At 30.9% G+C, this 13,146-nt stretch carries 14 protein-coding genes and 1 pseudogene; 11 read left to right on the forward strand and 4 right to left on the reverse strand.

Annotation, left to right across the window (positions count from 1 at the left end; genetic code table 11):
• Positions 1-168: 168 nt before the first annotated feature.
• From ACKI32_RS05370 to budA, 3 genes are all read right to left on the reverse strand, one after another.
• Positions 169-990 carry a DUF4013 domain-containing protein gene (locus tag ACKI32_RS05370; protein ID WP_407414259.1) on the reverse strand — a complete coding sequence of 274 codons (822 nt, stop codon included), beginning with the start codon at positions 988-990 and terminating at the stop codon, positions 169-171.
• Positions 991-1,096: 106 nt separating this feature from the next.
• Complete coding sequence (locus ACKI32_RS05375; protein ID WP_407414261.1) at positions 1,097-1,930, reverse strand: DUF4013 domain-containing protein; 834 nt, start codon at positions 1,928-1,930, stop codon at positions 1,097-1,099.
• Positions 1,931-2,239: 309 nt separating this feature from the next.
• Positions 2,240-3,043, reverse strand: coding sequence for an acetolactate decarboxylase (gene budA, locus ACKI32_RS05380; RefSeq protein ID WP_407414263.1), 804 nt, complete (start codon positions 3,041-3,043; stop codon positions 2,240-2,242).
• Between the two features lie 302 nt (positions 3,044-3,345).
• Here budA and ACKI32_RS05385 point away from each other — a divergent pair, with 302 nt between their 5' ends.
• The 6 genes from ACKI32_RS05385 to ACKI32_RS05410 all read left to right on the forward strand — a co-directional run bounded on the left by ACKI32_RS05385 (position 3,346) and on the right by ACKI32_RS05410 (position 9,586).
• The gene (locus ACKI32_RS05385; protein ID WP_407414265.1) at positions 3,346-4,641 is read left to right on the forward strand and encodes an O-acetylhomoserine aminocarboxypropyltransferase/cysteine synthase family protein; all 1,296 of its coding nucleotides are present in this window, start codon (positions 3,346-3,348) and stop codon (positions 4,639-4,641) included.
• A gap of 74 nt (positions 4,642-4,715) precedes the next feature.
• Entirely contained in the window at positions 4,716-5,924 is a 1,209-nt protein-coding gene (gene nifS / locus ACKI32_RS05390; RefSeq protein ID WP_407414267.1) for a cysteine desulfurase NifS, read from the forward strand.
• A 2-nt stretch (positions 5,925-5,926) separates the two neighbouring features.
• A complete protein-coding gene (gene nifU / locus ACKI32_RS05395; protein WP_298501284.1) occupies positions 5,927-6,298 on the forward strand; it encodes a Fe-S cluster assembly scaffold protein NifU in 372 nt (123 codons plus the stop codon).
• 56 nt (positions 6,299-6,354) lie between these two features.
• Positions 6,355-6,720 (forward strand): desulfoferrodoxin family protein, encoded by a 366-nt coding sequence (locus ACKI32_RS05400; RefSeq protein ID WP_407414270.1) that lies wholly within the window; start codon positions 6,355-6,357, stop codon positions 6,718-6,720.
• 81 nt (positions 6,721-6,801) lie between these two features.
• Positions 6,802-7,302, forward strand: coding sequence for a hypothetical protein (locus ACKI32_RS05405; RefSeq protein ID WP_407414272.1), 501 nt, complete (start codon positions 6,802-6,804; stop codon positions 7,300-7,302).
• Positions 7,303-7,327: 25 nt separating this feature from the next.
• The gene (locus ACKI32_RS05410) at positions 7,328-9,586 is read left to right on the forward strand and encodes a DHH family phosphoesterase (protein ID WP_407414274.1); all 2,259 of its coding nucleotides are present in this window, start codon (positions 7,328-7,330) and stop codon (positions 9,584-9,586) included.
• Between the two features lie 177 nt (positions 9,587-9,763).
• Here the strand turns inward: ACKI32_RS05410 and ACKI32_RS05415 are convergent, their stop codons facing one another.
• Complete coding sequence (locus ACKI32_RS05415) at positions 9,764-10,054, reverse strand: winged helix-turn-helix domain-containing protein (RefSeq protein WP_407414276.1); 291 nt, start codon at positions 10,052-10,054, stop codon at positions 9,764-9,766.
• A gap of 161 nt (positions 10,055-10,215) precedes the next feature.
• Between ACKI32_RS05415 and ACKI32_RS05420 the strand changes: the two genes are divergently transcribed.
• From ACKI32_RS05420 to ACKI32_RS05440, 5 genes and pseudogenes are all read left to right on the forward strand, one after another.
• Positions 10,216-10,824, forward strand: a complete 609-nt coding sequence (locus tag ACKI32_RS05420) for a zinc-ribbon domain-containing protein (protein ID WP_407414278.1) — start codon at positions 10,216-10,218, stop codon at positions 10,822-10,824.
• 71 nt (positions 10,825-10,895) lie between these two features.
• Positions 10,896-11,606 carry a ribonuclease P protein component 3 gene (gene rnp3, locus ACKI32_RS05425; protein ID WP_407414280.1) on the forward strand — a complete coding sequence of 237 codons (711 nt, stop codon included), beginning with the start codon at positions 10,896-10,898 and terminating at the stop codon, positions 11,604-11,606.
• Complete coding sequence (locus tag ACKI32_RS05430) at positions 11,596-11,952, forward strand: Rpp14/Pop5 family protein (RefSeq protein WP_407414282.1); 357 nt, start codon at positions 11,596-11,598, stop codon at positions 11,950-11,952. The genes rnp3 and ACKI32_RS05430 overlap by 11 nt, the downstream gene beginning before the upstream one ends.
• A 209-nt stretch (positions 11,953-12,161) precedes the next feature.
• Positions 12,162-12,938: an archaeal proteasome endopeptidase complex subunit alpha gene (gene psmA / locus ACKI32_RS05435; RefSeq protein ID WP_407414284.1), complete on the forward strand. Its 777-nt coding sequence runs from the start codon at positions 12,162-12,164 to the stop codon at positions 12,936-12,938.
• Between the two features lie 32 nt (positions 12,939-12,970).
• Positions 12,971-13,146, forward strand: a pseudogene (locus ACKI32_RS05440) (ribosome assembly factor SBDS); the annotation flags it as partial.

Here is a 13,146-nt window from a genome sequence, read left to right on the forward strand (position 1 = left end):
TATATGAATATTCATCGTAGATACTGTGCAAGTAAATTTTACTATCATTCAATTACTTGTTTGTAGAGTAGTTTAAGTGAGAATGATTATATTGTAGTTTAATATCATTGTTATGTGAGTGTAATGACTTAAAAGCTCATAAAATAAAAAAAATAGTATAGTTTAAAATTAAACTATATCTGAGTATAATAATCCAAGAGATCTATAAGTAAATAATGCTATGTATGGCACTATTACGATATTAAGAATTGATAAAACTATTAAATGGTCGAAAATAATTGTTAAAACGATTTGGATAATTGTGACAATCACAAAAATAAATAATGATAATAAAAGTAACTTGCCTATACCAATTCTTTTTATGTCTTTTGCAGCTCCATAAAGATTTAAAGCTTTCTTTAAACTACCTGTATGTGCTAATCTTGCTTCAGACATAGATTGGAAGAATGAAAAGACTAAAAATATTATCATAGCACCAGAAAAGGTAATAGCTAAAGAAACAAATAATGGAAATGTTGAGTTAGATATTGCATCTACAAGGGTATAATCTCCATTAAGAATAGATGGGGCCTGCAAAACTATTGCTTGACCTATATCTAAAATGTTGCCAAAAACATTTGTAATTAATGCTAAAAATACAACAACTAATGCCGGAACTATAAAGTAGAATATTGTGATAACGATTTTACTTAAACCAGTACTCCAACTGTCCCACCATTTAAAATCTGGGAAGTAATCTTCCATTTCAACCCCAGTTTTAATACACTGAATAGATATTCTACGGGTGATAATTCCGATTATAAATGCGATTAAAAGATATATTCCGCCAATAACCAAATTCCAAATATCAAAAATTCCGAATATGGCTGTTGTTACTCCTTCAAAAGTAAATGCTCCAGATAATAATAACAAAACAGCATAAATTGATAATGTTTCTAAGTTTCTTGATGGAAATATAAATGCATTCTTAATTATTTCAGTTATGTCCATATTAACATCCTTCAAATATTTATCATTAATATTAATATATATTAAAAAAATGATATTTAAAGTTTATGTGCCTATTTTAAAAAAAGAAAAAAATATAACTTAAATATTAAGTTATGTCTGAGTATAATAATCCAATTGCTCTTTGGGTAACTAATATGAAGTATGGGGTTATTATAATACCAAAGGTTGTTAATAGAAATGGATACCTATTTAAGATAAATGTTAAAATAATCTCAAGAATAATAATAAGTATAAAGACTAATAAGATTACTAGGATTACCTTACCTGCACCAATTCTTGTTATGTCTTTTATTGTTTCAAAAATATTTAAAGCTTCTTTTAAACTTCCGGTATTTGCTAATCTTGATTCAGCCATGGATAGGATAAATCCAAAGATTACATATAAAACTAAAGCAGCAATAATGGTAACAGCTAAAGAACCCATTAAATTATTTAGTGCATTAGATATGGCGTTAACTGCAATATTTGCAGAATTACCCATAATAAAAACGTTAAATACCTGTAAAACAATTTCTTGACCAAGAGCTATGGCTTTGCCAAAAATATTTGTATCTAATCCTACTAATGCAACAATCAATGTGGGAATTAACATGTAAAACATTAAAACAATAAAATTATCAAAACCAGTCATAAAATCTTCAAACAATTCAAAAACTGGAACATTGTCATCAAGATTAATTCCAGATTTAATAATCTTGATGTGATAACCAGAGATTATAATCAAGATTAGCAAGGAAATTATAATATATATTCCTCCAGTCAAATAATTCTCAGCATCAATAATTCCAAGGATGTATGTAAAAACTCCTCCTAAAGCAAATAATGATGCAAGCACTGACAAAAGAAGATAAATTGCATATCTTCCAGTATTTTTTGATGGGAATAGAAAAGCATCCTTAATTATTTCGGTTATTTTCATATAAATCTCCTCCGGTTAATATTGTTAAACAACTTCACTATCAAATGAACTTAATTTATATTTGGCATGACAAATGCCAATTATAAAAACCATATAATACTATTAGTTATGTATTATGAGTATAAATAGTTTTATGGAAAGTTTAAATTGACTGATGGTCATTTGAGCTCTTTAATGATATGTAATAATAACTAAAGAATTAGTTTCTAGGTCAAAGTTCTGTAGGATTGTTATTATTATCAGTTTAGAAATTTGGCTTAAATGTATTTTAAACAATGAAAAATAAAAATGGAATAACTCAGAAAAGAGTTATTCTACACTACTGATTTTATTTGTCATATCTTCGGTGAAATTCATATTTACAAATGAATCATCAGTTGGAAGTATCATGTTGAATTCATGGATTTCATCAATCTGACCTGATCCACTAAAATCATTGAATCCAAGGACATGACCTCCGGTTGTCTTATCATCAGACAAGAAATGAAGATGCCAGCCATGCATATTCAACTCATTCATGTACTCTGGGAAATATACTGCCACAAGGGTTCCAGTTTGGTCAGTGTGGTTGAATACCTTTTGGTCTACTGAGGCAACATCTGTGAATTCCTTATATGGTTTTTCCTGTTTTTCAACACTTCTAACGGTAATGTTAGAAAAATCACCTTTGATTTTGATTACATACATGTTGTTAACACCATATTTTTCAATTTCCTTGTCCAGTTGACTTGTTAAATCGTCGAAGTTCTTGGCGGCAATATTATTTATTTTCGCATCTTCATCAAAGGTGGTGATTGTGGCAAATGGTATTGTTTCATTATCTGACATTACATTAATGCTTCCGTCAGCGGCTGCCTGATAAACAACACCGTCTAAAACTATCATTTCGCCGTTTACTCCTTCAAATGTTCCAAGACCTGTGTCACCATGTGTTTTAAAATCTCCTACGGTGATTACTCCATCATATTCTCCATGCATGAAAGCCTGCATTAATGAGATTTGATACATTGAATCATTATTATTATTGTTTAGAAATAATGAATTTTGAGCGCTAACTGCTGAAACAGCAAGCAGACACACTATAATTAATACAAACACTATTTTTTTATTCATGAAATACTCCTCCTATATTTAATTAATTAGATATATGTTAAAATTAATTAATATTTTTAATGTTTCTATAAAGTATTTTGTTTTTAGAGATCTATTTGATTTTATTATTTTTTTTGAAAATAACAACATTTATATACTATAATAACATATGTTATATTTGTATAACGTAAGTTATATTTTATTTTTCTATATGTTTAATTTAGGTATACCAAAACATTTATATATAAAAAATAACTATTGTTATATAGTAATATAACACGTGATATATTATTACAGAAATTCAAAAATAAAGGTGATTATTAATGACAAATAAAAATTATGGCTTAGCGACATTAGGTGTGCGCGCAGGACAAACTCCTGACCCTGCAACAGGTGCTCAGGCAGTTCCAATTTATCAGACTACTTCATATGTATTTAAAGACTCAGATGAGGCTGCAAGAAGATTCGCCCTTCAAGAATTTGGACAAATTTACTCCAGATTAACAAACCCAACCAGTGATGTATTTGAAGCAAGAATTGCTGCTATCGAAGGTGGTAACTCAGGTATTTCAACATCAAGTGGTCTTGCAGCAATTTCATATGCAATTTTAAATGTAACTGAACCTGGAGACAACATAGTATCTGCAGACAACCTCTATGGTGGAACTTACCAATTATTTAATTATACTTTTAAAGATCTTGCAAGAGATGTTAAGTTCGTTAACTCACAAGACTTACAAGCTTTTGAAGATGCAATTGATGAAAAAACCAAGGCAATTTATGTTGAATCAATTGGAAACCCAAAATTGGACGTGCCTGATTTTGAAGCATTAGCTGAAATCGCTCACTCCCATGACATCCCATTAATAGTGGATAACACTGTTGGTGTAGGATTAGTAAGGCCATTAGAACATGGCGCAGATGTAATTGCGGCATCAGCAACCAAATATGTTGGTGGTCACGGTACTGCAGTTGGAGGATACATTGTTGATTCAGGTAAATTCAACTGGGGAAATGGTAAATTTGCAAACTTCACAGAACCTGATCCAAGTTATCATGGATTAGTATTTTGGGATGCATTCGGTGATGTTCCAGAACTTGGAAACATTGCATTTACTGTAAGAGCAAGAGCAAGATTATTAAGAGACTTAGGTGCAACCCAAGCACCAGTACACAGTTTCATATTCTTACAGGGACTTGAAAGTTTGGATGTACGTGTAAAAAGGCACTCTGAAAATGCTTTAAAAGTAGCTAAATTCTTAGAAGCACATCCTAAAGTTAAATGGGTTAACTATCCAGGTTTGGAATTTCATCCAACTTATGAAGTCAACAAAAAATACTTGAAAGATCACTTTGCAGGTATCCTAGGTTTTGGTGTTGAAGGTGGAGAAGAAGCAGGTAGAAAAGTAATTGAAAAATTAGAATTATTCTCAATACTTGCAAACATCGGAGATGCAAAAAGTCTTGCAATCCATCCGGCAAGTACAACACATCAACAATTAACACCTGAAGAACAAGAAGCAACTGGTGTAACTCCAGACTTCATCAGACTTTCTATTGGTTTAGAAGATGTTGATGATTTAATAGAAGATTTAAGTCAAGCTTTAGATAGTATCTAGTTACTATCTAATCACTTAAAATTTATATATTAAAAATTTTAATTAATAAAAAAAGACAATTTGGAGATAATGAAATGTATTTAGATAACTCAGCAACTACACAAGTTAGTGATGGGGTTTTTGAAGAAATGAAACCATATTTTACACAAGAGTTTGGAAATCCTTCCACTCTTTATAAAATTGGTCGTGAATCAAAAAAAGCATTAGATTTAGCTCGTCAAAGAGTAGCTGATGCTATTAATGCTAAACCTGAAGAAATTATTTTTACAAGTGGGGGATCTGAATCTGATAACCTTGCTATTAAGGGTATCGCTTTTAAATTGGCAAAAAAAGGTAAACATATTATTACAACTAACATTGAGCATCCTGCTGTAAAAAATACTTTAGGATTTTTAGAATCTCTTGACTTTAAAGTCACTTACTTGCCAGTTAATGAAAATGGTATAATCAGTATTGATGATTTAAAAGAAGCAATAACTTCTGAAACCATTTTAATAACTGTAATGCATGCAAATAACGAACTTGGTACCATTCAACCAATTGAAGAAATTGGTAAAATCGCTCGTGAAAAAGGAATTAAATTCCACACTGATGCAGTACAAAGTTTTGGTAAAATTGAAGTAGATGTTGAGAAACTAAATGTGGATTTATTATCATTATCTTCTCATAAAATTAATGGTCCAAAAGGTGTTGGGGCATTATATATCAAGAAAGGAACCCGTGTTGTACCACTTATACATGGTGGGGGTCAGGAAAAAGGAATAAGATCTGGAACTGAAAATGTTCCTGGAATCGTTGGATTTGGAAAAGCTTGCGAGTTAGCCGCATCTCAACTTGATGAACATTACGAAAAATTATCATCAATAAGGGATGAACTCATTGATAAAGTATTGAATACTGTTCCGGAAGCATATTTAAATGGTGATAGAGAAAATAGATTACCTAATCTTGTTAACTTTAGATTCAAAGCTATTGAAGGTGAATCTTTAATACTTTTATTAGATGCTAAAGGTTATCAAGCTTCAACTGGTTCAGCATGTTCATCTAATACTTTGGAAGCTTCCCCTGTCTTAACTGCTTTAGGCCTTGATCCTGTTGATGTCCACGGTTCTTTGAGAATTTCACTTGCTCCAGAAAGTGATGCTTTTGATGTTGATGAATTTGTAAATGTTATTTCCGAATCTGTTTCAAGATTAAGAGAAATGTCTCCTCTCTGGAATCAAGAACTAGATTATGATGGCGTAATGTGTAAAAAACATGGTGATGATTGTAGGAAGTGTTAATTATGGATTATTCAGAAAAAGTAATGGACCATTTTGCAAACCCTAGGAACTGTAGAAAAATGGAAGATGCAAATGGTGTTGGAACTGTTGGAAACCCAACTTGTGGAGATTTAATGACAATTTATATTAAAGTTGAAGATGATGTTATTCAAGATATCAGTTTCCAAACATTTGGTTGTGGAGCAGCAATTGCTACTAGTAGTATGATTACTGAAATTGCTGTTGGAAAAACCTTGGAAGAAGCTTTAAAAATATCAAGAAATGATGTTGCAGAAGAGCTAGATGGTCTTCCACCAATTAAAATGCATTGTTCTAACCTTGCAGCAGATGGGCTTCAAGCAGCTATTGAAAATTATTACGAAAACAATCAATAACAATAAATACTTTGTTTGATAAACTATCATTAACTTAATATAAGGAGATGTTTATCATGGCAAAAATATTAAAATGTGATGACTGTGGAAGTATTATCCAAGTTTTAGCTGAAGGCGATGAAAAAGTATGTAACGATCACATGCTTGAATTCCCTGTGCAAACTGAAGGAGAAAAAGCTCCTAAACACAAACCAGTTGTTGAAGTCGATGGTGATAAAGTAACAGTTAAAGTCGGTGAAGCTGCTCATCCAATGGATGATGACCACTACATTCAATTTTTAATTGTAGAGGCTGGTGGCGAACAATATGCAAAATGCTTCAAACCAGGAGATGTTGCAGAAGCTACTTTCACTGTTAACTCTTCTGATGATGTAAAAGCATTAGCATTCTGTAATTTACACGGCCTTTGGTCCAGTGAGTAAGTTTAAAATTTATTTTTAAACTTCTTTTTTTATTTATTTTCATGAAAAATTTTAATTACTTGTTTTAATAAATTATTAATTGTGTCTAAATATAGCAAATTAATAATTTTTATTTTAGTTTTAGTTCTTATTTCAGCAGCTATTGTAATAATAGATAGTTCTGTCGATAACATTAACAAGACCATGCCAGAAATTAGTGATGCCATTGTTAAGGGTGATAGTGATTATAATGAAGCTGTTGATTTAGTAAACGAAAGATATTTCCAAGATTCAATGGATAAAGCAGTTTCTGCTGAAAATAATTATAACAGTAGTTTAGATAAGCTATTGGATATTCAAGATAAATATTCATCAGATGTGAATGAAGTTCAAAAAGAGTATATTTCTACTGTTATTCAAGAACTTGAATTGAAAATTCAGGCTGTTGGCAAATTGAAGGAATCAATAGAATGTTTTAAAATTGAATCAAATTATACTGGAACAAACTATGCATCTGAAGCTAATGACTTAATTTATGAAGCAACACAATATCAAAACGAGCGTGATGCAATAGTTTCAGAAAATCCTAAGTTATTTACTTAAATTTTATATTTTAATGAGGTTTTAAATGAAAACTAAATGTCCGAAATGTAGAGGAATAGGTTCTGTTGTAGTGGACTACAAAGAATGTGATGCCTGTGGAGGAACAGGCTTTGAAGATGATGCTTTTGATATAGGTAATCATTTTAAAGGTGTTAATAGTAATGCAAGAGCAAAATTTGACTTGGGAGGAGAAGAAGATATTCCATGTGAAGCATGTAATGGAAAAGGGCAAGTGGAAGTATTTGAGGAATGTCCTTATTGTCATGGAACTGGTCAAATTAATGTCTGCAGAGACTGCGGTAAACTAATTAGCGAAGAACATGATTTGTGTGATGATTGTAAAGAAAAGAGAAAGGTTGAAAAAATGAAGCATGATGAATTTGAAGCTCGTCAAAAACAAGCTCGTGATGTATATGTTTTAGATGCTTTATGTCAAATGAGAGATATTGACAAAGACAGATTATACAAAGGAAAAATAACAAGAATTGAAAATTATGGGGCTTTTGTTAGTTTAAATAATAATGTTTGGGGACTTATGAGAGGAGATGTCTCTGAATATAGGGTGGGGGATGAAATTATAGTATTTATTACATCCATTAAATCTAGAGAAGGAAAAATAGATTTTGCTCCAGCCTATGTTGAATCTTATAATCTTAAAAGATTAACTAAATCAATTCCAAGAACTCTTATCAATCAACTTGAAGAGAAAAAAGGCAAAATGGTTAGGATTGATGGTATAGTTCAACAAGTTCAACAAACTTCAGGCCCTACAATATTCATGGTTAGTGATGAAAGCGGCATTAGTGAAATTGCTGCATTTGATAAAGCAGGAGAAAGGTCTTATCCGGAAATTGATGTTGATGATGCAGTACAGGTTGTTGGTGAAGTTAACGAACATGGTGGAAAAACACAAATTGAATCATCTTCAATGATAAAACTTAGTGCTGAAAACACAACAAAGTTATATAAATTAATCGATGATGCATTAAACAAAAGAGCAAAACCACAAGATGTTGATTTCTTGGTTAAAAGTGATGTTTTAAATAGGCTTCGACCAAAGATGTATGAAGCTGCTCAAAAGATTAGAAGGGCAATACTTGATGGCAGAACTATAATCCTCAGACACCACAATGATGCGGATGGAATTTGTTCTGGTGTAGCTATGGAAAAAGCTATTGTTCCACTAATTGAATATGCAAATCCAAGCAATGATGCTCAATATTATTACTTTAAAAGGTCACCAAGTAAAGCTCCATTTTATGAGCTTGAGGATGTAGTTAAAGATTTATCATTTGCTCTAGAAGATCAGGAAAGGCATGGCCAAAAGTTGCCTTTAATTGTTCTTTTAGATAACGGTTCCACAGAGGAGGATATTGTTGCATTAATGCAAGCAAAGATTTATGATATTGAAGTTGTTGTAATAGACCATCACTCTCCAGGTGAATTATTGACAAAAGATGAAAGGGATGGTGAAATTTACGGTGCAACTGTAGCTGTTGATGATTATGTTGACACTCATGTAAATCCATATTTGGTTGGAGGAGATTCCCAATTAACAGCAGGTGCATTAGCTAGTGAAGTTGCTCACATAATTAATCCTTCCGTTAAAGATTTAATTAAACATTTACCTGCTGTTGCAGCATTGGGTGACCGTGCAGAGTGTGGTGAAGTTTACCAATATCTTGAACTAGCTGCTGAAAAAGGATTTACAAAAGAACATTTAGCTCAAATTGCAGAATGTGTTGATTTTGAAGCTTATTTCTTGAGATTTATGAATGGTAGAGGAATAATGGACACTATTTTGGCTGTGGATAATTTTGATAAACATGAAAAAATGATTGATGCTTTATACAAAGAGTATCAAAAAAGAGTTGATACTCAACTTAAAGCGGCTTTACCTAATATTAAACAAACTCAACTTGAAAATGGCATATACTTCAATCTTATCGATGTTGAAAAGTATGCGCATAAGTTTACATTCCCTGCTCCAGGTAAAACCTGCGGGTTTGTCCATGATAGAATTATTAAGCAATTAGGTGAAGACAAACCTATTGTTACATTAGGTCATGGTCCTGATTTTGGAGTATTCAGAGCAACTGATGCAGTTAATGAGCAATATGGGTTTAATGTAAATGATATTGTAAGTGTTATTGCTCAGAGGGTTCCACAAGCGGGTGTAGATGGTGGAGGCCATGAATGTGCAGGGTCAATTAAATATATTGAAGGACTTGGAGAAGAAGTGTTATATAAAGTAGTTGAAGAAATCCAATCTTTATCTAAATAATATAAAGGCCATAACCTCTTAAAGTTGAATAGATTTCATAAAATGATTGCTAATACTTTCAAATCTTTTCTTTTTTAAATTTAGGAAGTTTAGTAATTAATGTGAAGTTGTTTAAGTCATTTTAAAATAAGTTTCAAAATCAGAGGATCGAAAGGAATGAAACTATAAGAGAATAAATTATTTCTCTTTAATCTCTTTTTCTTTGATAGTCTCTAATACATCTTTACCAGTATCGGTTAATCTGTATAATCTTCCTTTACGAGCTTCTTCATTTATACATTCAACAATTTCTTTGCTTTTTAATTCACTTAGAACTTTTGAAATATGGTTAGTTCTAATTCCACTATCTTTTGCGATGTTTGTTGGTATTTTAACTTCATCTCCAATAGATTTTAATGTTTTTTCTCTATATTTGGAGATTTGAACATAAGAAGTTAATTTCAAAAGCTCATCATTTTCTTTTGACATAATTACTTGTTATATTCTTAATACTATAAAATATTTTGTAACATGTTACTGGTTCAAAAATTATCCATTAGCACTTTTTAAATCATTATTAGTTGATAATTAATTTCTTATATGACTTTTGTTAAAAATAATATTAATTATAAATTAATTCAATGATTAGTATGAAATGTAGTCAATGTGGTTTTGAAAATAATGATAAAGCTAAGTTTTGTACAAAATGCGGAAGTTCATTAACCCAAATGACAGTTGAAAACACTCCTAAATCAAATAATAATACAAAATATATTATAATTGCTTTGGTTGTTGTCATAATTGTTCTTGTTGGATGTATTGGCTTTTTTGCAATGAACATGACTGTAAATCATGTGGATTCACAAAGTCCTAGCGATAATCAAGCGGAGCAAGTGGATGAGAATGTTAGTACTAACGAAGTTTCATCTTCTCAAAGTCCAAAAACATCCCAAGTAAGCGAAAAGTCTTGGGAACTTATTGGAAGTTATTCGGGTTCAGGTTCAGGTTCAAAACTAATTGAAGTTCCTGAAGGTAAAATAAAAGTAGAACTTTCGGCATATCCGATTAAAAACTATGCTACAAACTATTTGTACGTAACTGGTTCAAATGGTAATGGTGGTGGTGTTGACTGGGGTTCAACAAGTGCTGTTGAGACTAGATCAGACTCTTTTAGTTATACCTCTTCATCATCTGAGACTTTCACAATAGATTACTATGAAACAGTTAGCTGGCAAGTTGATTTCTATAGATATCAGTAAGTGATTAAATTATCACTTATTTTTTTATTTTTTAATAAATTATTTAATATATAAAATTATAAACTACTATTATGTTTTTTGATTTAAATATTAAGGGAAGCGACCTTGAAAATAATTTAATAATGGCTAGGGAAGCTTCTAAATATGGATGGAATCATATTAATTTTTCTTATAATCAAAATGATTTTCCAAAAGCATTGGATATCAAAGAGGATTTAGAAACTTCTTTAAGCGATGTTATCCGTTTTGATTACACTTTGGAGATTAAATCAACAAACATCAATGAAATTAGAAAAAATGTAAACAAGTACAGGAATAAGGCGTCATGTATTTCTGTTGTTGGTGGGGATTTGAAGGTTAATAGGGCTTGTCTGGAGAATGTAAAAATTGATGTATTGTCAAGGCCTTATCTTAAAAGATTTGATGCAGGTATAAATCAAGTTCTTGCCCGTGAAGCTTTAAGAAACAATGTAGCAATTGAGTTGTGCTTTAAGGACGCTTTGAAAAGTTATTTGTCCCACAGATCAAAAGTTATTTCAAATTTTAGAGACATTTATGTTTTATATAGGAAATTTGATTTTCCTTTAATTTTATCATCAAGAGCTGAAAGCATATTTGATATTAGAACAACTCATGATTTTATAGCTTTTTTTAAACAAACTGGTTTAACAGATGGCGAAATTGAAAAAGCATTTGGTACTTCTCATAATATATTAAAATTTAATAAAAATAGAGATAATATGATGTTTACTGGTGTTAGGAGGTTGGATAATGAAGCTTAAAGTATTGCCGCCTACACTTAGAAAGAATAATCGTTATTTAGTTATAGATATTAAAATTACATCTCCAATTGATAAGGATGATGTTGTTAACATAATCTGGGATGCATGTATTCGTTTTCAAGGGGAATGCATGACTTCAAATTTTAATTTATGGGTCATGAGATTTTATGAGTGCGATAAGAATGATGAGTATTATTCTTATAAATCTATTGTGAGATGTCAAAGGGATTATGTTGAAGAAGTTAGGTCCTCTTTTGCGCTAGTTAATAAATATAATGGTAATAAATTAGCTATTACTACTGTCGGTTTATCAGGCACTATTAAAGCATCTAAAAAATTCATTTAATTACTTTTTGTTATTTAATAATAGAAAACTTTATAAATAATTTATTTATATAAATATCAATTGGATTTATGGAAAAAAGAATAAAAAAATATTTTAATTAGCTACTATGTAGTGATTAAAATTAAAATTTGCCTTTTCATGGAGATTTGGTTTTATTTTTTTAGTAGTTGAATTTAAAATTTATAAAATATTTAATGTGAGGTAATATTATGCAACCTTTACAAAATGCTGGATATGATAGGGCAATTACTGTATTTAGCCCAGATGGAAGACTTTTCCAAGTAGAATATGCAAGAGAAGCTGTTAAAAGAGGAACCACATCTATTGGTGTAAAAAGTTCTGAAGGTATTGTTTTAGCTGTTGATAAAAGAACTACTTCTAATTTGGTTGAAGCATCATCTATTGAAAAAATATTCAAAATAGATGAACATATTGGAGCAGCTACTTCAGGTCTTGTTGCAGATGCAAGAGCATTAGTTGAAAGAGCAAGAGTTGAAGCACAAATTAATAAAATTACATACAGCGAACCTATTCGTGTAACAAGTCTTTCTAAAAAACTTTGTGACATGTTACAGATGTATACCCAAAATGGTGGGGTAAGACCATTCGGTTCTGCTTTAATCATTGGTGGAGTATATGGCGGTAAATGTAAATTATTCGAAACTGATCCAAGTGGAGCATTAATTGAATATAAAGCAACTGCTATTGGTTCTGGTAGATCTGCTGCTATGGACATTTTTGAAGAAAAATATCAAGATGATTTAACATTAGATGAAGCAATAAACTTAGCTTTAACTGCTATAAATGATGCAACTGATCATGAAACAACTTCTAATAATGTTGAAATCGCAGTTATAAAAATTGAAGATGAAAAATATGTAAAACTCTCTCAAGACGAAGTGCAAAAATACATTGATGAAGTGCTTGTTGAAGAGGAAGAAGAAGTAGAAGAAGAAGACGATTCCGAAGAAGAAGATGAAGAATAATTCATTTTAATTATTAGTTAGGGGATGTTTCAATGGTAAATGTTGATGAAGCGATTATTGCTAAATACGAATACTGTGGTGAACACTTTGAAATATTAGTTGACCCTGATTTAGCAGCTGATTTTAGGAATCCTGATGGCCCAGATGTTGCCATTGAAGATCTTTTAGCTGTTGAAGAAATATTTAAAGACTCCAAAAAAGGAGATAA

Origin of the sequence: Methanobrevibacter sp. (genome assembly GCF_045611865.1) — an archaeon.
Classification (GTDB): domain Archaea; phylum Methanobacteriota; class Methanobacteria; order Methanobacteriales; family Methanobacteriaceae; genus Methanocatella.

Bases quoted from the DNA above. Each gene is read 5' to 3' on its own strand.
- ACKI32_RS05370 (WP_407414259.1), bottom strand. From the start codon at position 990: ATGGACATAACTGAAATAATTAAGAATGCATTTATATTTCCATCAAGA.
- ACKI32_RS05375 (WP_407414261.1), bottom strand. From the start codon at position 1,930: ATGAAAATAACCGAAATAATTAAGGATGCTTTTCTATTCCCATCAAAA.
- budA (WP_407414263.1), bottom strand. From the start codon at position 3,043: ATGAATAAAAAAATAGTGTTTGTATTAATTATAGTGTGTCTGCTTGCT.
- ACKI32_RS05385 (WP_407414265.1), top strand. From the start codon at position 3,346: ATGACAAATAAAAATTATGGCTTAGCGACATTAGGTGTGCGCGCAGGA.
- nifS (WP_407414267.1), top strand. From the start codon at position 4,716: ATGTATTTAGATAACTCAGCAACTACACAAGTTAGTGATGGGGTTTTT.
- nifU (WP_298501284.1), top strand. From the start codon at position 5,927: ATGGATTATTCAGAAAAAGTAATGGACCATTTTGCAAACCCTAGGAAC.
- ACKI32_RS05400 (WP_407414270.1), top strand. From the start codon at position 6,355: ATGGCAAAAATATTAAAATGTGATGACTGTGGAAGTATTATCCAAGTT.
- ACKI32_RS05410 (WP_407414274.1), top strand. From the start codon at position 7,328: ATGAAAACTAAATGTCCGAAATGTAGAGGAATAGGTTCTGTTGTAGTG.
- ACKI32_RS05415 (WP_407414276.1), bottom strand. From the start codon at position 10,054: ATGTCAAAAGAAAATGATGAGCTTTTGAAATTAACTTCTTATGTTCAA.
- ACKI32_RS05420 (WP_407414278.1), top strand. From the start codon at position 10,216: ATGAAATGTAGTCAATGTGGTTTTGAAAATAATGATAAAGCTAAGTTT.
- rnp3 (WP_407414280.1), top strand. From the start codon at position 10,896: ATGTTTTTTGATTTAAATATTAAGGGAAGCGACCTTGAAAATAATTTA.
- ACKI32_RS05430 (WP_407414282.1), top strand. From the start codon at position 11,596: ATGAAGCTTAAAGTATTGCCGCCTACACTTAGAAAGAATAATCGTTAT.
- psmA (WP_407414284.1), top strand. From the start codon at position 12,162: ATGCAACCTTTACAAAATGCTGGATATGATAGGGCAATTACTGTATTT.